At 70.9% G+C, this 19,867-nt stretch carries 11 protein-coding genes; 4 read left to right on the top strand and 7 right to left on the bottom strand.

Annotated elements, in window-relative coordinates; translation table 11 throughout:
- Positions 1–32 precede the first annotated feature (32 nt).
- The 3 genes from BM004_RS30600 (at position 33) to BM004_RS30590 (ending at position 2,869) form a co-directional block, all read left to right on the top strand.
- Entirely contained in the window at positions 33–1,001 is a 969-nt protein-coding gene (locus tag BM004_RS30600) for a TRAP transporter substrate-binding protein (protein ID WP_093136004.1), read from the top strand.
- A gap of 99 nt (positions 1,002–1,100) precedes the next feature.
- The gene (locus tag BM004_RS30595; RefSeq protein WP_093218980.1) at positions 1,101–1,595 is read left to right on the top strand and encodes a TRAP transporter small permease; all 495 of its coding nucleotides are present in this window, start codon (positions 1,101–1,103) and stop codon (positions 1,593–1,595) included.
- Complete coding sequence (locus tag BM004_RS30590) at positions 1,592–2,869, top strand: TRAP transporter large permease (RefSeq protein ID WP_093218978.1); 1,278 nt, start codon at positions 1,592–1,594, stop codon at positions 2,867–2,869. The genes BM004_RS30595 and BM004_RS30590 overlap by 4 nt, the downstream gene beginning before the upstream one ends.
- Before the next feature lie 27 nt (positions 2,870–2,896).
- On the opposite strand, the gene BM004_RS30585 is transcribed toward BM004_RS30590, so the two are convergent.
- Genes BM004_RS30585 through BM004_RS30575 form a run of 3 tightly spaced genes read right to left on the bottom strand, consistent with a single transcriptional unit; the run spans position 2,897 to position 4,449 of the window.
- Positions 2,897–3,544: a prepilin-type N-terminal cleavage/methylation domain-containing protein gene (locus BM004_RS30585; RefSeq protein WP_093218977.1), complete on the bottom strand. Its 648-nt coding sequence runs from the start codon at positions 3,542–3,544 to the stop codon at positions 2,897–2,899.
- Positions 3,545–3,952: a type II secretion system minor pseudopilin GspI gene (gene gspI, locus BM004_RS30580; protein ID WP_093218975.1), complete on the bottom strand. Its 408-nt coding sequence runs from the start codon at positions 3,950–3,952 to the stop codon at positions 3,545–3,547.
- A gap of 2 nt (positions 3,953–3,954) precedes the next feature.
- Positions 3,955–4,449, bottom strand: a complete 495-nt coding sequence (locus BM004_RS30575; protein ID WP_093218973.1) for a prepilin-type N-terminal cleavage/methylation domain-containing protein — start codon at positions 4,447–4,449, stop codon at positions 3,955–3,957.
- Positions 4,450–4,569: 120 nt separating this feature from the next.
- Here BM004_RS30575 and BM004_RS30570 point away from each other — a divergent pair, with 120 nt between their 5' ends.
- On the top strand, positions 4,570–5,004 hold the full coding sequence (locus BM004_RS30570; RefSeq protein ID WP_093218972.1) for a type II secretion system protein N: 435 nt from the start codon (positions 4,570–4,572) through the stop codon (positions 5,002–5,004).
- A gap of 1 nt (position 5,005) precedes the next feature.
- On the opposite strand, the gene BM004_RS30565 is transcribed toward BM004_RS30570, so the two are convergent.
- From BM004_RS30565 to BM004_RS30550, 4 genes are all read right to left on the bottom strand, one after another.
- Entirely contained in the window at positions 5,006–5,668 is a 663-nt protein-coding gene (locus BM004_RS30565) for a transposase (RefSeq protein WP_177206652.1), read from the bottom strand.
- A gap of 79 nt (positions 5,669–5,747) precedes the next feature.
- Positions 5,748–6,437, bottom strand: coding sequence for an RNA polymerase sigma factor (locus BM004_RS30560; RefSeq protein WP_177206651.1), 690 nt, complete (start codon positions 6,435–6,437; stop codon positions 5,748–5,750).
- Positions 6,438–6,560: 123 nt separating this feature from the next.
- Positions 6,561–19,478 carry a filamentous haemagglutinin family protein gene (locus BM004_RS30555; RefSeq protein ID WP_093218967.1) on the bottom strand — a complete coding sequence of 4,306 codons (12,918 nt, stop codon included), beginning with the start codon at positions 19,476–19,478 and terminating at the stop codon, positions 6,561–6,563.
- A complete protein-coding gene (locus BM004_RS30550) occupies positions 19,469–19,834 on the bottom strand; it encodes a FecR/PupR family sigma factor regulator (RefSeq protein WP_093219009.1) in 366 nt (121 codons plus the stop codon). Before BM004_RS30550 ends, BM004_RS30555 begins: the two co-directional genes overlap by 10 nt.
- Positions 19,835–19,867 lie beyond the last annotated feature (33 nt).

Raw genomic sequence — 19,867 nt, 5'->3', positions numbered from 1 at the left:
CGCGTTCCTGACATCAACTCCCCGGAGACACCATGAAATTCGGCCCCATCGCCGCCGCTTGCCTTTCGCTCGCCCTGAGTTCGGTCGCCTTCGCGCAGACGACCATGAAGATCAGCATCTCCACGGCACAGAACTCCCACCAGGGCGTGGCGATCGACACCTTCGCCAAGGAAGTCGAGAAGCGCACCGGCGGCCGCTACAAGGTGCAGACCTTCTACAACGGCGCGCTCGGCGGCGAGCGCGAGTCGATCGAGGCGGTGCAGCTGGGCACGCAGGAGCTCGCGTTCTCCTCGACCGGCCCGGTGCCCAACTTCGTGCCCGAGACCAAGATCCTCGACGTGCCCTTCCTGTTCCGCGACAAGGCCCATGCGCGCGCCGTGCTCGACGGCCCGATCGGCCAGGAGATGCTGACCAAGTTCGACGCCAAGGGCTTCAAGGCGCTGGCGTGGGCCGAGAACGGTTTCCGCCACATGACCAACAGCAAGCGCGACGTGAAGGTCCCCGAGGACCTCAAGGGCCTGAAGATGCGCACGATGGAAAACCCGGTGCACATCGCGGCCTACAAGGGCTTCGGCATCATCACCACGCCCATGGCCTTCCCCGAGGTGTTCACCGCGCTGCAGCAAGGCACGGTCGACGGCCAGGAGAACCCGCTGCCGGTCATCATCTCGGCCAAGTTCGACCAGGTGCAAAAGCACCTGTCGCTCACCGGCCACGTCTACTCGCCCTGCATCTTCCTGATGAACAAGGCGAGCTTCGACAAGCTCAGCGCCGCCGACAAGACGGCCTTCCTCGAAGCCGCCAAGGAAGGCACCAAGGCCAACCGCGCGCGTGTCGACGAGGACGACGCCAAAGGCGTGGCCGACCTGCGCGCCAAGGGCGTGACGGTGATCGACAACGTCGACAAGGCCAAGTTCGTCGCTGCGCTCGCCCCGGTCAATGCCCAGTTCGAGAAGGAATTCGGCAAGGCCAACCTCGACAAGATCCGCGACTACAAGTGAGCACCGGCGCGCCATCGGCGCAGCCCTGAAGATCGCGCCCGCCAGGCATGAGGCCCGGCGGGCGTTCCTGTTTTTGAATTTCCGTCAGAGCACTTTCAGATGAAAAGCAAGTTCCTCGGCCTGGAGAGGTGGACCACCCTGGTGTCCATGATCCTGGCCTGTGTGATGCTGGTGATCGCATCCTCCCTCGGCATGTTCCAGATCATCACCCGCTTCGTGCTGGAGCAGCCCGCCGAGTGGAGCGAAATCCTGATCCGCGTGAGCCTGATCTGGATGGTGTTCCTCGGCATCCCCATGGCCTTTCGCCAGGGCGCGATGGTCAGCGTGGACGTGCTGTACCGCTGGAGCTCGCCGCGCATGCGCCGCGTGCTCGACGCGGTGGTGAGCGTGGCCGCGCTCGCGCTGATGCTGGTCGTGCTGCGGTGGGGCTGGGACTACGCGATTCGCGGCAGCGTGCAGAGCATGGCCGGCCTGGAGAGCTTCTCGATGATCTGGGCCTACATGGCCCTGCCCGTGGGCGCGGTGTTCTCGCTCTTCGGCATCGTGGGCAACTACCTCGATCCCAAGCGCCTGGAGCTGGAGACCGCGCAATGACCACCACCATGATCGCAACGATGGTGCTGTGCTTCGCACTGTCGGTTTCCGTGGCCGTGTCGATCGGCCTGGCATCCATCCTGGGCATCCAGGTCACCAATGCCAACATGCTCATCTCCGCCAAGGAGATGTTCAACTCGATCAACAAGTTTCCGCTGGCCGCCATTCCGTTCTTCATCCTGGCCGGCAACCTGATGGAAACCGGCGGCATCTCGCGCCGGCTGGTGGAGTTCGCCAAGAGCATCGTGGGCGGCGTGCAGGGCGGCCTGCCGATGACCTGCGTGCTCACCTGCATGATCTTCGCGGCGGTGTCGGGCTCGTCGGTGGCCACCACCTTCGCCATCGGCGCCATCCTGATCCCGGCGCTCATCAAGCACGGCTACCCCACCTCGTACGCGGCGGCGCTGCAGGCCACCAGCGCGGAGCTGGGCGTGATCATTCCGCCGTCGATCCCGATGATTCTCTACGGCGTGAGCGCCGAGGTGTCCATCGGCGAGCTGTTCATCGCGGGCTTCGGCCCCGGCATCCTGATCAGCCTGGCGCTGATGCTGTTCGTGTGGGTCTACTGCAAGTGGAAGGGCTGGGGCAAGACCGACGGCGAAGGCCGCATGCCCTTCGGCCGCGCGCTGCGGCAGGCCGGCTGGGCGCTGCTGATGCCGGTGATCATCCTGGGCGGCATCTACGGCGGCATCTTCACGCCGACCGAAGCCTCCGCGGTGGCCGTGTTCTATGCGCTGGTGGTGGGCATGGTGATCTACCGCGAGATCAAGCCGCAGGACCTGTTCGCGATCCTGCGCAAGTCGGTGCTGTCGTCGGCGGTGATCATGTTCGTCATCGCCAACGCGGGACTGTTCGCGTTCCTGATCACGCGCGCGGGCGTGCCCGACGCCATCGGCCACTGGCTGCAGGAGGTGCTGAAGTCGCCGGCGATGTTCCTGCTGGGCGTGAACGCGGCGCTGTTCGTGATCGGCATGTTCATCGAGACCAGCGCGGCCATCATCGTGCTCGCGCCGATCCTGGCGCCGGTGGCGGTGCACTTCGGCATCGACCCGGTGCACTTCGGGCTGATCATGGTCGTGAACCTGGCGCTGGGCATGATCACGCCGCCCTTCGGCGTGAACCTGTTCGCGGCCTGCACGGTGGCGCGCATCTCGCTGGACCGCATCGTGAAGCACCTGGTGCCTTTCGTGCTGGTGATCCTGGCGTGCCTGATGGTGATCACCTACGTGCCGTGGGTGTCGCTGGCGCTGCGGGACCTGGTGTACGCCAAGTAGCCGGCCCCGGGGACCGAGGAGCGCGGCTCACTCGAGCACGAAGACCCGCCTGAAGCGCTGCGGGGCGCTGTCCGCGATGCCACGGACCGAGAGCGACAACTCGAGCCCCGTGGCCTGGCCCTGCGCAGGCGCCACCGCCGGAAGATGGCGCCAGCCCTGCCCCTGGCCTTCGCCTGGTTCCCAGGCCCGCAACTCGAACGCGGTCACGTCCTCCAGCACCACGACGCCCGCGCCGGCCGGCGGCACCGGCAACGGAAAGCTCGCCGAGGCCGCGCCGGCCGCGCGGTACAGCGCGCCGCCGCGGTGCCACCATTGCACGCGCTGCCATTGGCCCGGCGCGGCCGGCGCCGCGCGAACGATCTCCAGGAACAGCGGCAGTTCGGTCTGGCGGCGGACCTGCAGCGCGGGCGGCAGCAGTTCGGCCGGCCGCGCGGGCATCTCGGTGGGGGCCCGCCGAGCCACGATCTCGGTGGTGGCCCGCAAGGCCACGTCGCGCTCCAGTTGATCGAGCGCGCGCATCAGCCGCGCGATGCGGTCGGTGCGCTCCTCCAGCATGTGGTTGGCGCGGCTCACGCCGTCCAGGCCGCGCCACGCCATGAGGCTCAGCACCGCCATGAGCCCGATCGCGATCATCACCTCGATCAGCGTGAAGCCCGACGATGTTCGCCGCCGCATCTAGCGGCCCTCCTGCACGCGCGTGTGCAGCGACGCCAGGCGCCGCTCGCTCCCCTTGCCCCCCTCGCCCGCCTCGGCCCCCTCGGCCCCATACACGTCGACCGTGACCGTGCGCAGCCCCTGCGCGGCCACGCCGATCTCGGTGCGGCAGACCAGCGGCATGCCGCCTTGCGGGCAGGCGCTGCGCACCACGCCGGGCGTGGCCGGGGGCGGGCCGATCCGCAGTTCCGCAAGCCGGTTCTCGGCCGAGAGCATGGCCAGCGACTGCTGCTGCAGCAGGCCGAGGTTGGTGATGGTCAGGCTCGACGCGCGCACGATCGCCGCCAGCGCGATGCTCACGATGGCGAGCGCCATCAGCACCTCGATCAGCGTGAACCCCCGGGCACCGCGCAAGGAAGGCCGGCGCATGGCTAGCGAAGCTCGTAGCCGCCCGCGGCGTCGCGCAGCACGCTCACGGTGGCGCCGCCGCGCCTCAGCGTGAGCCGCCATTCCGCGCCGATCGGCTCGGAGGTCAGCAGCACCGGGCGTGCGGGCGTCACCTCGACCGCGCCGCCGGACCAGCGGCGCGGGCGCAGCTCGTCGTCCCGCTCGAAGGTGTCGAGCACGCCCGCGGTCGACACCACCGCAATCGCGCTGCCCGGCACGTCGCTCCAGGTGCCGCGCGCGAACCGGTAGCCGTCCGCGTCGGCCTCCCAGGCGATCACGCGACCGTCCACGCGCACCTCGTTCTGCGCGACCGCCATGCGCCGCACCAGCTCCTGCGCGTCGCGCCGCAGTGCCTGCGCGGGATCGGGCGCGATGCCCAGGCTGATCGCCGCGGTGGCGATGCCCACGATGACCATCACGACCATCAACTCGATCAGCGAGAAGCCGCCTTCGTTCTTCGGCCGTGTCCGTGATGGCATGCGCGCCCTCCTTCGCGGCGATGCTAGGCACTCCGTGTGATGGGCCGATGAACGCACTGACACGAAACGCCAACGCCCCTGTGATAGACACGAAGCCCGCAGACCGCCAAGGACGCCCGCATGACCGCTCCCGTGAAACCCGCCGCCCGATACATCGTTCATGCACTGGGCCTGGCGCTGTGCATCGCGGGCGTGGTGGCGTGGGCGCGCCTGCTGCAGCCGCCCGCGCCGGCGGTGCCTTCCGCGCAGGCGCGCGAGACGCGCGCCGACCCCGCGGCCGAGGCGCTCGGCGCGTGGTTCGGCCCCGGCGAACTGCGGGCGAACGTCGTGGTCAAGGGGCTGATCAAGGGCGAGGCACAGGGCGTCGCCGTGCTCTCGGTCAACGACGCGGCCGCGCGCGCCTACCGGGTCGGCGACACGCTGGCCCGCTCGGTCACGCTGCAAGCCGTCGAGGCCGACGCGGTGCGCATCGACAAGGCCGGCGTGGTCGAGCGCATCGCCGCGCCGGTGCTGCCGCAGCCCGCGACGCCGGGCATCGCAAGGGCCGTGCGCTGAGCTAGCGCATCGCCGCATGCGGCAACGCGGCATGCGGCGGCACCACGCCGGGCACCACCCCGGCCACGGAACCCGGCGCCGCGCAAGCCCACGCCGACAGCGCATGCAGCAGCCCGCGGTTGACGCGGAAATCGCCCTCGCCCGATTCCGGCAGCAGCGAATGCGACAGGCAGCGCGTGATGACGCGCACCGCGCGCGCGTCGCTGCCCACCAGGTCCAGCTCGCGCGTGAATTCGGCGCGCGCCGGCAGCTCGTCGGCGAACTTCTCGAAGCCCACGAACCAGCGGAACAGCATGTTGTAGGCCAGGCTCTCGTGCACCTTCTCGCCGTCTTCCAGCGAGTAGATGATCTGCAGCATCAGGCACTTGAACAAGGTCGATGCGCGCGTGGTGATGCCGTGCTGGCGCTCCAGGTCGGCCAGCAGTTCGCGTTCGTAGCGCAGCGCGTCTTCCACCACGTCGCGCAGCGGCACCAGCGGGTGGCTCTGCGGCACCAGCGCGCGCAGGTTGTCGGCCTGCACCCAGGCCTGGTGGCTCACGATCCAGACCCAGGGCGAGCCGTAGCGGTTGACCGCCACCGGTTCGTCGCGTGCCCGCTCGACGATCTTCGAGAGCTTCGCATCGAGCTCCTGCATGGTGACCCGCAAGGGTGACATCCACTTCATCATCTGACTCCCTCCACTTCCTGGATGACTATGCAACAGGATGCGTGACAGCCGCGCGCGCGCGGGGCTCGGGCTCGCATCAGCGCAGCACGCCCAGCGCCTGCCTGAGCGCGGTGTCCACCTTGCGCAGCGACACGCCGTGGCGCCGGGCCACCTCCTGGCGCGACATCTCGTGCCAGCGCAGCGCGAGCAGCACCGCGCGGTGGCGCCGCGGCAGGCGCTGCATCGCCCGGTCGACCGCGGCCACCTCCGAGCGCGCCTCGGCGATGAGGTCGGGGCCGGGCTGCAGGTCGGCGATGACGTCGACGTCCGCGCGCTCTTCGCTCAGCCCGGACCAGCGCTTGCGCTCGCGCAGGCTGTCCATCGCGAGGTTGCAGGCCACGCGGTAGATGTAGGCCTCGGGGTTGGCCGGCACCTCCCGCGGTTGCCGCTCTCCCAGGCGCAGCCAGGCGTCGTGCAGGCATTCGCTGGCAAGGTCCGCGCAACCGAGCTGGCGTTCGAGCCGCCGGTGCAGCTGCGCGTAGTGCATCGCCAGGTGCGCCTGCAGGTCGGCCTCGGACGGCGCCGGCTTCGTCGTCGTCGTCGTCGTCGTCGTCGTCGTCGTCATCTTCTTCGGTGCGCGCCACTCCTGCTGCGGCAGTTCGATGCATTCGTCGAACAGGCGCCACGCCGGGGACGGCGCGGTGAACCGCGGGGCGAACGGTTGCGGTGCGCCGCGAAGGAACTGACGAGCCTGATGGACCTGGAGGGCGGGGGTGTCGGGGGTCATGGTTGTTTTCGCTGAACGCCCGGCAGGCCCGCCTGCCGGCATCGCCGGCGGCGGACAAGGCCGGGCCTTGGGACAGGGGAAGAACGAACGGATGCGCCCTCCGGCCGGGGCGCCGGGCGCGGGTCAGCGTTGCAGGTTGGCGCGCTCCTCGTCCGTCAGTTGCCGGCTCGCCGACGGCGGCAGGCTGCCGCCACCGCCCAGCACGCGGATCACGCTGCGCGGGTTGTAGCTGGCCGGCGCGGCCGAGGCCTTGCCGTCGTCGGCACCACCGGCACCGGCGCCTCCACTGCCGCCTCCACTGCCACCGGTTGGCTCGTTGCCGAAGCCCAGCACGCGCACCGTGAACACCGAAGGCAGCGCCTGGCGCTGCGCCGCGCGTTCGCGCTGCACCGCGTCCTGCGCCGCGGTGGCGGCCTGCGCGGCGGCGGCACTGGCGTTGGTGAGCGCGCCCACGTTCACCGACGCGATCACCGGCACCCCCGCCGACTGGCCCTTCACCTGGATGTTGGCCGCGTTCACCACCTGCAGCGCCGCCACGTTCACGTTGCCCGACACGCGGATGCCCGCTTCGCCCGCGTCGATGGTGCCCAGCGGCGCGATCAGGTCCACGTCGCCCGGCGGCACCTCGGCAATGGGCGCCAGCGTGGCAATGCCCGCGCCCGAGCTCGGTGCCTGCGGCGAGATCTCGACGTTGCCGACGTTGTCGTACACCAGCTTGGGCGGCGTGAACAGCACGGTCGTCTTCGAGCCGCGGCCGGCATTGATGTCGCCCTTCACCGACCACGCGAAGATGTCGCCGCCGAAGGTGGTCATGATGCGCGACAGGCCCAGCAGCAGGCTGCCTTCGCTGAACAGGCGGATGTCGCCCTGCCCCTGCGTCATCACGCCCGAGGTGGCCGGCGGCACCGCGCCCTGCACGCCCAGGATGATCTTGCCGCCCGGCGCCAGCATCTCGATGTCGCCGCCGAAATCGGTGCGCACACCGGAGCCGCCGAACATCGTGATGTCGCCGCCGCGCGCCACCGGGTGGCCGGCCGCATCCCTGTCGGGGAACAGCGTGGCGATCATCTCGCGGCCTCGCAGGTAAGAACCGGAGCGGCTGCTGTCGGGGTTGGTGTACTCGCGGCCGCCTTCGCGCAGTTCGGCGTAGTACACCTCGCGCAGGAAGATGCGTTGCTGCTCGGGTGCCAGCGCGTCGAAGGTCGCCAGCGCCTGCGCGGTGGTGCCGCTGAAGCCGTAGCGTGCCTTCAGCCACGCGCCGAGTTCCGCCTCGTAGGTCTTCACGGCCTTGCCCGGCTGGCTGGCCAGGGACGCGCCGGCCTCGGCGCGGTTCGCCGGATCGAGGTAGCGCGTGCGGATCGCCGACATGTCCAGGGCCGATGCGCCCACGCCGGCCATCAGCGCAACCGAAGCACCCGGGCGGGTGTCGCCCGCAACGATCGGGCCGATGGAGGTGATGCCGCCGCGGTCTTCCTGCAGCAGGTTGCGGCCCGCCGAGACTTCGAGCGTGCCGGGGCCGGCAATGTCGAAGTTGGCGTAGAGGATGTCGCGGCCGGCGGAGACGACGGAGACATCGGTGGCGTTGCCGTGGACGATCAGGTTGCCGCGCAGCCGGCCACCGAGTTCCTGGGAGCTCACGGTCGAGCCGCCCGGTGCGACGCCGGTGTTGACGATGTCCCGGCCCGCCATCACGCGGACCGGCGCGGCGGCGTTGTACCAGGTGTTCTCGCCGCGTGCGATGACCTCGCCCGTCTTCAACCCGATGATGTCGCCGCCCGCGGCATAGAAGCGCACGGGCGGTGCATCGCCCGCGCGGTCCAGCGGCACCGCCGCCGTGTTCGGGCCGAACGCGAAGAGCGTGGGGATGAGCGTGGGCTGGTCGACGGGCCCGGAGATCGCCGGGCCGTCGCTCGCGACATTGGTCACAAGCACCTTGCCGGCGCCATGGGCCTGGCCGGCGAATGCGGGGTTGAACGGCGTGGGCAACGGCGTGCCCATGCCGGACATGCCGACCGAATACTGGCCCGCGAAGATGGACCCGCCCGCAAGCATCTCCAGCGCACCGGTGGCCGACGGCGCGAGCGTCAGGCCGTAGCTGATCATGTCGGGGTTGCCCACGGCGAGCGGCAACGCCGCGTAGCCGTAGTACAGGCTCCCCGTCAGGGCCGCGGCCCGGAAGATGGAGGGGTAGACGATCCATGCGTCCCTCGAGGTGGTGCGCAACTGGCTGTTGTCGCCGGCCGCCATGGTGGGCGTCAGGTGGCCGCCGGCAGAGGTCAGATTGATGGCGCTGCGGTCGGTCCAGAGGCTGAACCACCCCTGCCCCCCCGAGCCGGGCGCCTGGCCACCGACCGAGAAGGCCGAACTGTTCGGCGTGCCGCTGCGCCCCGGATCGGACGCGCCGCCGAGCACCAGGTCGCCGCGCGTCTGCAGGTAGATCGCCGTGTCGCCCGGCACGAGGTTGATGCCACCCCTGGCGTTGGCATAGCTCGCCGAGAACGGATCGATGCCCCGTGCGTCGACCGGGTCGGAAAACTTGAAGGTGCCCGACAGGTACTGCAGGCCCAGGCTGCCGATGGATGCGGCGCTGACCTCGGTGGCGCCGCGCAGGTTCGCAACGGCGCCGGTAAGGGCGAGCTTCTCCGAACCTGTGCTCAGGTTGCGGTTGGGGTTGAGCGCGCCTGCAACGCGCATGTCGATGTCGCCGCCACCGGTCAGCGTGAGCGTGCCGTCGGCACCGACGCGGCCGGTGCCGGCCACCGCGACCACCAGGCCTTCGCTGCGGTCCGTCGGGTTTGCCCCGCTGCTCTGGCCGCTGCGCAATCCGATCGTTCCCGCCTCGCCGCCCACGCGAATGCGCACGTCGCCGCCGCCCAGCGTTCCGATGCCCGTGAAGCCGGTGAGGTCCGGCGCCTTCCGGTTGCTTCGCTCTGTCGTGGCCGTGTACGCACCGAAATTGATCCACCACGACGTGGGGATCGCCTGGTCGATGGCGGCCGTGCCCGAGCCCTGTCGCCACAGCCAGTTGCCCGGCAACACGCTCGACAGCTCGTTGCCCGCCAGGTCGCCCACCAGGTTGCCGCCGGCCGAGATCAGCACGTTGCCCCCCTGGTCGGGATACCAGGCACGGTAGGTCGCCAGGGCGGCGCCGTAGTCGAGCAGCTCGGACTGCGGGCCGATCGGCGAACCGCTGGCGTCCTTGCCGCGCGGCCGGTTGTACGCCGCGTCGACCGCCGTTGCCGAGCCGGCGGTGTACACGCCGTAGAGCGAATCCATGCGGATGTCGCCGGCGGCGAGCATCTCGAGATCGCCGGTGCCGGTTCGAAGCACGCTGAACGCCGGCGCGGCAAGTTGACTGCCCGTGACGCTGGGCGGGCCGGACGTCTCCACGCAATAGGACGGATCGAAGACGCAAACCCACATTTCGGACGCCGGCACTTCGTCGCCCTCGACATAGTCGCCCATTTCGTTCGCGGTCGGCCCCCAGGTAATGACCGTGTTCCTGCCAATGATGTAGTCCCTGACCGCGTGCGTGTCCCCCAGCCGGATGGCCGCGGTCGAAGCCGGGTTCAGCGCGCGCCGGTCCGCCGAACCCAGATCGGCGCCCGCCACCAGTTGCACGTCCCACGACGTGGCGCCTTCACCGAGCATCGGCGCCACCGCCCAGTTGCGCCCCTGCACGCCGTTCACCGAAGGCCGCAGGTCGATGGGCTGGTCGCCCGGAAGTTCGATCGTGGTCGTCGACGGAATCAGCGATCCGCGCGCGAGAACGGTCTGGCCGGTGGTGGTCATGCCCACCGGCAGCGCCACGCCCTTGGGCCAGGTCAGCGCGCCCACGCCCACCGGCGCGCGCAACGCCGTTCCGGCGCCCAGCCGCATGCCGGCGCCCAGCGCGGTGGCGGTTCGCAGCACCGTGCCGGCCGCATAGGCCACCGACCCGTCGGCGTTGTAGATGTTGGCGGCGACCACCGTGCCCGCCGAGAGATTCAGCGTGCCGGTGAGCACGGCGTCCACCGGCAGCACAGTGCCCGCGGGCAGCGTCATCGCCGCCACGTTCACGCTGTAGTTGAGGGTCGATCCAGCAGCGAAGACCGTTCCGGTGTCGAGCACCACGTTGTCGATCGGCACCACGATGTCGCCGCCGAATGCGGCCCGTCCCCCCTCCGTCAGCACCCAGCCGTTGTCGTCCAGCGTCGCCGGAGGCGGCGCAAAGCCGTCGTTGATGCTGCCGTGGACGTTGAGCCCGCCGGCCGCGCGGATCACCAGCCGGCCCGGTTCGCCGTAGCCGCGCCGCGCCGGATCGCTGCGGTCGGCGCCGGGTCCGTAGCGATGGCCCGAAAGGTCCAGGTCGCCGTCGATGGTGAGGTCGCCATGGGGGTTGTTCACGCGGTCGCTGACGATCTCCACGCCGGGGCGCAGGTGGTAGCCGCCCAGGCCCGCCAGCCGGCTGCTCAGCGCCGTGTTGCCGAGTGCCGCGTTGATGAAGGCCTGGCTGTCGCCGTCGATGCGGTCGAGCATGCCCTGCGTGATGAGCTGCGGCCGGTAGCCCGACACGTCGGGCAGGTCTGCCAGCGGCGCATCGTCGTAGCTGCGGAAGGCATTCACCGCGATGGTCTTCGCGCCCTGGATCGACGGCGTGCCGTTGACGGTGACCGCCACGTCGTCCGTGCCGATGCGCGGCGCATTCAGGTCGAGCGTGCCGCGCGAGCGGCCATCGTTCTGGCCGCGCCCGGCGCCCACGGCCACGCCGGTGCCGGCGCGCAGGTCGATGCGCGCCCCGCCGCCCAGCGTCAGCATGCCTTCGCTGCTGGTGAGGTCCACGACGGCCCGGTTGGGGCTGTCGATGATCTTGCCGTAGCTGTCCACGCGCAGGCCCGTGGCATGCGCGTCGAGCGTGCCGTCGATCGTGAGGTCGCCCTTGGCCGCAAGGCGGATCGTGCCGACCTGGAAGCCGCTGGCGTCGATGCGCCCGTCCACGCGCAGGTTGCCGCCATCGACGGCAATGGACACCTCGCGGGCCTTCACGCCATCGCCCACCACCAGGTCGCCCTGCTTGACCTGGAAGCGGCGCGCACCGAACACGCCGCCTTCGTTCAACCGGCGGTTGAGGTCGGCGAAATCGCCCAGCGTCTGCGCGCGCACGGTGAGCTCGCCCGCGTCGTAGGGCACCACCGTGCCGCCCGCGTCGTAGGTGCCGCTGCTGCTGCCTCGAATGGCGCCCAGCAGTTCGACGCGCCCCGCATCCGCGCCCAGTGCCGCGCCCAGTGCCGTGGCCTCGACCGTGCCGCCGCGATTGAAGCGCGCCGACACATCGATCACCGAGCCCGCGGCCTGCGTGATGCTGCCCGCCGCGCTGGTCAGCACGAAGTCGCCGCCCCAGCTGTACTTGTCGACGTCGAACAGCGACACCTTGCGGCCCGACAGGTCGATGCGCGATGCGGCGCCGAGCACGATGCCGTCGGTTGCCGCGAGCACCAGCCGCCCGGAGGGCAGCACGATGCTGCCCTCCAGGCCGACGCTCTTCCCCCTCAGTTCCAGTGTGGCGCCCAGTGCGTCGCCAGTGGCCGTCGAACCGCCTGCCGGCGCGGCCACGGTGATGGCGCCGCCCGCGGTGATCACGTTCTTCGAGCCCGCCTGCCCCGTCAGCAGCGGCGACGTGATCACGAGGTTGCCGCCTTCGTACGCATACCCTTCGCCCGGCGTGTACGCGCCCTGGCGTTGATACACCGAGAGCGTGCTGCCGCCGTTGGAGGTCACGCGCTCGGAGGCCGTGAGCTTCACCTCGGCAAAGCCCAGCGCGAGCCGCGCATCGGTCTGCGTGCCGTCGGCCTGCGCGTACGGGCCGTGGCCCAGCACGATCGAGCGCGCCGCGATGTCGAGCGTGCCGCCGCCCGGCAGCCCGGCGACCGCGGCGCCGGGCGCGCCTTCGGCACCGGTCCAGACGAACTCGCCGGCGCGGATCGCCACCACGTCGCCCGCCGCGCCGTAGCCGTAGATCGCGGGCGTGCCCAGCACCAGCCGGTCGAGGCTCGACGCATCGAGCTTCACGGCGCCGTAGGTGTTCACTGCATCCCGCGCATTCAGCGTCAGCGTCTCCAGCGCCGGAGCGCCGGTGGCGGTGTTGCCCGCCAGCAGCTGGTCCAGCTTGGCCTGGTTGAGCACCAGCCCGCTCGGCAGCTGCCCGGCGGCCCTTGCGGCGGCAATGCCGGCGTCCTCGCCCAGGTTGACCGCGGCCAGTGCCAGCGAGAGGTTGCGCGTTCCGTAGGAGACGTTGTCGGCCAGAGTCAGCGCGCCCCCGGTCGCGATCGCCAGCGTGCCCCCCGACACCAGCCGGGTCGCTGCGTTGCAGGCCGCGCTCACGCAACTGCCGATATCGATGGCAACCGTTCCGGACCCTTGCCCCACGGCAGGTTGCGCGAGAAGAAGGTTGAACCAGCCGTTGGACAGCGCGACCACCCCGGTGCCGACGAACACATAGCCGTCGTTCGAACCATAGCTCGCCGCCCCCCTGCCGATGGTGCTGAGCGATGCCCCTTCCTCGACGGTGATGCGGCCATCCGCGATGGGAGAAGGCGCGCCCGCGAGGATGAGCTCGCCCGCCGACAGGCTGGCGCCGCTGCGCACGATCAGGCTGCCGGCGCTCACGATCTCGACAATCCGGCCGCGCTGGCCATAGGTGGGGCCCAGCGTGCCGTTGAGCACCAGGCGCGACCCACCCAGCTTGTTCAATTCACTGTCGTGGACCGAGGCCCCCGCCAGCGTCTCGTCGGCCGCCCGCCCCGCGGCGAGAACCTCGCCGAGGTTGCGCACGCTCACCGTCCCCCCGAAGCCCGCGCTGGCGGGCTGCGCACCCAGGCGCAGTTCGCCGTCGAACTTCAGCGCGGTCCGGTCCGCGTCCTCCGCGGACGGCCTGGACAGCATGATGTCCAGCGTCTTCGCGTCCGACGTGAGCGCCGCGCGCAGGAAGCCGCGCCGCGCCGCGTCGGCCAGCACGAAGGCGTTGTAGCCGGTCTCGTTGTAGCTCGAATAGCTGCGCACCTTGTCGCCCGGCGTGATGACGACCTGGTTGGGCAGCGCCTCGCGGATCGACGTGTTGGCAACGCCCAGGTGGCCACCCGCAACATAGGAGCCGTTGCCCACGCTCGTGACACCCGCCAGGCCGATGCGGTCGGCCGCGCCGATCTCCACCCGGAAGGCGCCCGGCAGCAGGCTGTAGCTCGAGGGCATCAGCGTGTAGGTGCCGGCAGGCAGGCCGGGCACGCCCGCGGGCACGGTGATCTGCTGGCCGATGCCCGGCGTGCCGAAGCCCGCGTCGGGCGCCACCGGCGCATGGCTGGCCGCGCTGCCGGGCACGATGGCATACACGGCATTGCCGGCGCGGCTGAAGCCGTTGGCGGGATTCACGTTGGCCAGGGCCGTGGCGAGCACATCGACCGAGCCGCCGCGCCCGCTCACGAAGCCCGCGCCCACCAGCGTGCCGCCGCCCGACAGGTCGAGCACCGAGCCCGATTGCGCGTCCAGGTGGCGCGTGTTCACCTTGACGCCGCTGTCCAGGTCGCCCACGCCCTTGAGCACCACCGGCTGGCCGTTGTACAGGTAGCTCAGGCCATCGACCGTGCCGCCGTAGGGCATGAGCAAGCCTTCGCCGCTCACCGAGGTGATGCTGCCGGGCAGCAGCGTCACGCGGTTCGTCGCAGCCGTGACGGGATCGACTTCCGTACCAAGGGTCAGCCGTCCCAGGGGCGCCCGCACGATGCCGCCTTGCTCGATGGTCTCGGCGCCGAGGTTGATGCTGCCGAAGGCCGAATAGGGCAACGCGACATCGCCTTCGCCGTAGCGGTGGATCGACAGAACGCTGCCCGGAACGTAGCCGCTGCCCCGCTTGTAGCCGGCCGTGATGGTGTTGGCCGTTCCGGTCCCCGGGTAGATCTGCGCGGCGGTCAGGCGGATGTTGCCGGCTGTCAGCACGCCGCCCTTGAGCAGGCGCATGTCGCCCCGGCTCGTCAGGTCGACGGTTTCGAATCCGCGCCGGTCCACCGTGTAACCCTCGATGCCCAGGTTGACCTCCGCGTGGGTGCCGAAGCCGGCGGCGTCGCGGACATCGATCAGGTCCGCCAGCACCGAGAACGTCCCGTCGCCCGGCTGGTTGGACGGGCCGTTGTCCCAATGGGCCATCGCCATGACCTGTGCGTCGCCCGCGGCCCTGCGCGTCGCGCCGGCCAGGCGCACATAGGGCGCGGACAGCGACACCGTCGAGCCGGCCGCCGTGTTTTCGCCGTGCGCGTAGGTGCCTGAATACAGCCGCAGGCTCTGGCCCATGTCGAGCGCGACGTTGCCGTCGAAGCTGAGCGCCCCGTCCACCAGCAGCGAAAGATTGCCGAAGCCGCCGGCCTCGATGCGGTCGACGCCGACGCGCGCGGTGCCCGTGAGCATCCCGCGCCTGGCGTGCGCCACGGTCTGCGCCGCCGCCACCGGGCTGTCGCCCTGCGTCTGCGCCAGCACCAGTTCGCGGTGGCGCAGCACGTCGCCGCGGGTGGTCGCCTTCTCATAGATCGGCGATGCGAGCGCGAGCGCGAGCGTGCCGCCCGCGGCGCCTTCGCCGCCGGCCGCCGCACGCAGCGTGCCGTCCAGGTACAGGCCGTGGTTGGACTTGAGCACGATCGAGCCACCGTTGCTGGCCACCGTGACGGGGGCCGGCGAGCGGCCCGCCGCGTTGCCTGAGGGATCCAGCGTGGCGCGCGTGCCCGAGGCATCGAGCAGCGCCCCCGGACGGATGACGATGAACGCATCGGCGGCTTTTGCCTCGCCCGTCGTGTCCCAGTCGAGCGCGCCGCCGATGCTGATCGTGCCGCCGTCGGCCACCTGGCCGTAGGTCCGCCCGAAGATGTCCCGCGCGGTGGCCGCGCGTGCGGCGACATCCAGCACGGCGCGGTCGCCGATCCAGACGAGGCCCGGCGTTGCGAGCGCCGTGGTCTGGGGCCGGTCGATCGCGATCGTGCCGCCCGGTGCGCTGAGCTTGCCCTCGACCGTGACGTCGCGGCCCAGCAAGGTGATCGCCTGGCCGGGGTCGACATCGATCGCAGTGCCTGGCCGGATGTCGATGGGGCCGGTGGACGTCGACGCGGTGCCCGAGCCCGCCGTCGATTGCAAGGTCAGGCTGGCACCGCCGCGCTGGGTGAGCACGCCCTTGACCGGGTCTTCCGTCCAGACGGGCGGCATCCAGAGCGCGAGGCCGGCCGCGGGGTCGCGGCCGGTCGCGACCGTGTTCGATCCGTCGGTGAACCGGTACACGGGCATCCGGACATCGAGCCGCGCGCCGTCGGCCACGATCACGCCGAGGTGGCCGTTCAGGTCGTAGCGCGCAAAGCCCGACTGCAGCACGGCCGCGTCGATCGCGGTGTTGGGCCGGGTGGCCATGTCCTGCCGGAAGACGGAGCCGGCGGCCACCTGGGTGCCGCTTGCGAGCGTGAAGTCCACCGGTGCGGCCTGGCCGGCGGCGACCGTCAGGACTTGAGGGGTGACGGGAATCCCGTTCGGGAACACGTTCGCCGGCACGCTGTAGCCCAGCGGGAACGCAAAGGTGTTGGTGATTCCGATCAACGTGGAGCCTGCCGGCAAGGTCGGGATGATTGCCCCGGCCGCCGCCCGGCCGATGTCGAAGAACCGAGTCGCGCCGTTGACGATGGCCTGCAAGGTGTAAGCGCCGGTACCGGCCAATGCTTCGGGCGGTTTCCAGTCGGCCGCCAGGACAACGGCGTTTGCCGGAGCGTTGCCGAAGACCGGCGCCGCCCCCACGGCCTCGCCCGGCCGCGCCTGCGTGCGTTCGTAGGTGTAGTCCACCGCCAGGAGATCCCCGGCCCGGACCTGGTAGTCCTGCAGCAGGATCAGGTCGAAGGGCGCGCGCTCGCCCGCATTCAGCATGCCGCCCGTGCCGCGCACCTGGCCGCCGACCACGAGGCCCCCGCCCGATATCAGCTTGAGCGTGCCGCCGCCGTTGACGCCGTCGCCGCGGATGTCGCCGTCGACCGTGAGCAGGCCGTGCGTGGTCGATTGCCCGAGCGTCATGTCCGCGCCCAGCGTCACGTCGCCGCCGCGCCCGCCGCGCGTCTTGCCGTTGACCAGCACCGCGCCGCCCGAAGAAACATCGACCGATGTGCCGGCCGCGAGCGTCACCGCGCCCGCGCTGCGGACGTCGATACGGCCGCCGTCAAGGTACGGCAGGCCCAGGCCGTTGCCCGGATCGAGCTGCAGGTTGGTCCACAGCCCCCGCGCATCGAGCGTCGCGTCCTTGGCGATGACGACTTCGCCGGGCTTCTCGGCGCTCGGCGCCGGAAAGAGCACGGGCGTGAGGCCCGCGCGCATCAGCGGCGCCGCGGCATTGCCCGCAACGATGGCGCCGCCGCGCGCGGTGAGGTCCGCGTTCACGGCAACCTGGGTCGCGAACAGCTCGATGCTGCCGCCCGGCGACACCGCAAGGCCGCCGTCGACCGTCACGCTCTCGTTCGCCAGGGCCGTGATCGCGCCGAGGCCGAAGCCGCTCAGGCGCTTGCTGTTGATGTACAGGACGTCCTTGCGCGCTTGCGGCAGCACGCCGTCCGGCGTCAGCCCCGCGCCAAGATCCGGTTGCGCATCGTCGAACACGATGCGCTCGAACGTGGGTGCGAGCATGCGAAAGGCGCCCACCGGCAGTGGCCCGGCCTGCGGGTTGTAGCCGGTCGTGTAGCTGCCGAGCACCAGTTGCGCGGCCTGCGCCGCCGCGTTGTGCGACTGGGCATAGCCGTCGAGCGCGGCGTCGCCCTTCACTGTCTGGCGCGGCCCCTGGTACGCGGTGGCGGTGATGTCGCCTTCCAGCACCGCGGCGCCGGTCGACACCACCAGCCGGCCCGCGTCGCGGCCCACGGTGTAGCCGTTTTCGAGCCGGCTCTGCGCTCCGATCAGCGGGTTGTAGAAGTAGCCCGTGGTCTTGTCGCCCCAGCGCTTGTGCGCGTCCTCGAAGCCTTTGTAGAGGCCGGTGTATTCGACGTTGGCCGGTGCGTTCGACACCTCGTAGAGCCGCCCGTCCTTGCCCTTGAGCCAGCTCTGGCGGATGGCGCCGGTCTGCACGTCGAGCGTGCCGCCCGAGAGATTGATGTTCGAGCCCGCCTGCGTCACCAGCTCGCCGCCGCCGAAGACGACGCTGCCGCCCTGCGCGGCCCATTCCCCGATGCCGTGACCCTGCAGCCCGAGGTAGCCGCCGACTTCGAGCAGGCCGCCCGGCGTATACCAGCGCTCCTTGTCGTAGCCGCCCACGCCGGCGGCCACGCGCACCAGCTTGCGCCGGTCGATCCATACGTTGGCGTTGTTCAGCACCGAGGTGTCGCGGTTCAGCGGTGCGTCGCGCTGCTCGTTGCCCTGGATGTTGATCTGCACGTTGTTCGAGGCCATCGCGATCCGAACGCCCACCGCGCCCGACACGTCGAGCCGCGCGCCGTCGGCCACGGTGCTGCGCCCGGCGAGCTTGCCCGCGCTCACGGCCAGTTGCCCGCCGGTCGCCAGCGTGGTGGAGCCGCCTTCGAACAGCACGTTGCCGCCCGAGACGATCTCGATGCGCGAAAGATCCTGCCGGTCGTTCAGCAGCGAGAGGTTGTCGAACACGCCGGTCGCCGCGCGCAGGCTGTTCTGCCTGCCCGATTCGGCGATGGCGGCGTCGCGCTGGCTGTCCAGCGCGGTGCGCCCGCCTCTGTCGTCGAGCAGCACCGCGTTCAACGCGCGCTGCGTGACCGTGACGCTGCCGAGCTTGTCGCTCGCCGAGTTCAGCAGGTGGATGGTGCCGCGCGTGTCCACCGTGGTGGTGGCCAGCGCCACGCCGTCCTGCACCACCTTGCGCCCGGCCAGCGTGATGTCGCCCTCGGGCGCCTGAAGCAGGCCGGTGTTGAGCACGTGCCCCGCCGTGCTGCCGGCGACGAACTGGGGGGACACCTCGTTGCCGCGCGTGGTCGAGGCCTGGTTGGCCGCCGTGCCCTGGCCGGGGCGCACGATGAAGAAGTCGCCCGCGGCCATCTGCACCTGCCCGCGCGGCGCGGTGACGGTGCCCGCGTTGCTCACCTCCTGGCCCATCAGCAGCACGTAGCCGCCGCCCTGCTTGACGGAGGCGGGCGTGCGGGTCGTGAGCTGCGCGCCCGCCTCCACCCGCACGGCGCCGGCCGCGTCGGTGAAGCTCGGCGCATGGCTGTCGCCGGTCTTCGCGCTGTGGATGCCGCGCGCCTTGAACTGCTCGTCGCCGATGCGCGCGGCGGCCGCCACCAGGTTGCGCGTGTCGGTCTGGCTGCTGCCGCTGAAGACGATGCCGTTGCGGTTGGCGATGAGCACCGTGCCGTCGGCCTTGATCTGTCCCTGGATCTGCGAAGGCCGCGCCTGCGGATCGTTCACGCGGTTGAGCGCCGCCCAGTCGGCCTGCTGCCTGAATTCGACCGTGGTGTTGCGACCGACGTTGAAGGTCTCCCAGTTCAGGATGGCCTTGTCGCCGGTCTGCTGGATCGCCACGTTCGTGCGCCCGTCGGCCTGCTGCGACTGCACCGGTGCGTTGGCATTGGCCCAGCCGGCCGTGAGGCTGTGGGTGTCGATCTTCAAGCCGCCGTCTGCCAGGCCGTCGGGCACGGAAGACGGGTTCTTCAGCGCGGCCTCGCGCGCCGCCGCCTGTACGGCCTGCTGCGCGGCAATGGCCTGCGCGGCCAGGGCCAGGTTGCCGATCGAACGCTGCAGCTGCTCGTTCGCCTGCTGTTGCTGCTGCGCCGGGTTCGTGAGGCTCGACGCCGGCATGCCGTTCGGCAGCCGGCCGGTTTGCACGGCACCAGCTTGCGCAGCCCCTTTGCTGGCGAACCATGCGGGGCTGAAGGCTTGCGCCGCCTGGGCCGTGTGCGCGGGCGCCAGGGCGCCGAGCGCGGCGAGCGCCACGGCCACCGCGCGCGAAAGCGGCGTCAATCGGAGATCGCCGCCGGCAGCGGACTCGCGGGGTTCCAGCGTGGAACGGCGCGAACGGGTGGTGTACGGGTTCAAGACCATGAGTGCCTGCGGCGGAGTTGCGAGGAGGACGAGATGTCCGGCGCGGCACCTGTTGCGGCGCTGCGATCGAAGAACCGGATGTCGCCGGCGGCGCTGGCGATCGATGGGCGGCTGGCCGCGCCGCGGCGTCGCTTGCGCTGCAACGGCGCGCGTGCGGCCGGCAACAGCAGCCCCCACAACGCCAGGGCCTCGCGCCAGGCCCGCGCATGCGATGCGCTGCGCGCGCACCAGCCCTGGAGCGCGAGAACATCGGTCTCGCTCGCGCGAAGGCGGTTCAGGCGCACGATCCAGTCCAGCGCCTCGCCCAGGCAGGCGTCGTCGCTGCGCGCGGTGCGCGGCCGGTCGTCATGAGGCATCGGTTCCATACCTCCATGACGAGCCTGCGCGGC

The organism is Variovorax sp. OK212 (genome assembly GCF_900112425.1).
Taxonomy (GTDB): Bacteria; Pseudomonadota; Gammaproteobacteria; order Burkholderiales; family Burkholderiaceae_C; genus Variovorax.
This window is presented reverse-complemented; position numbering and strand designations above follow the sequence as displayed.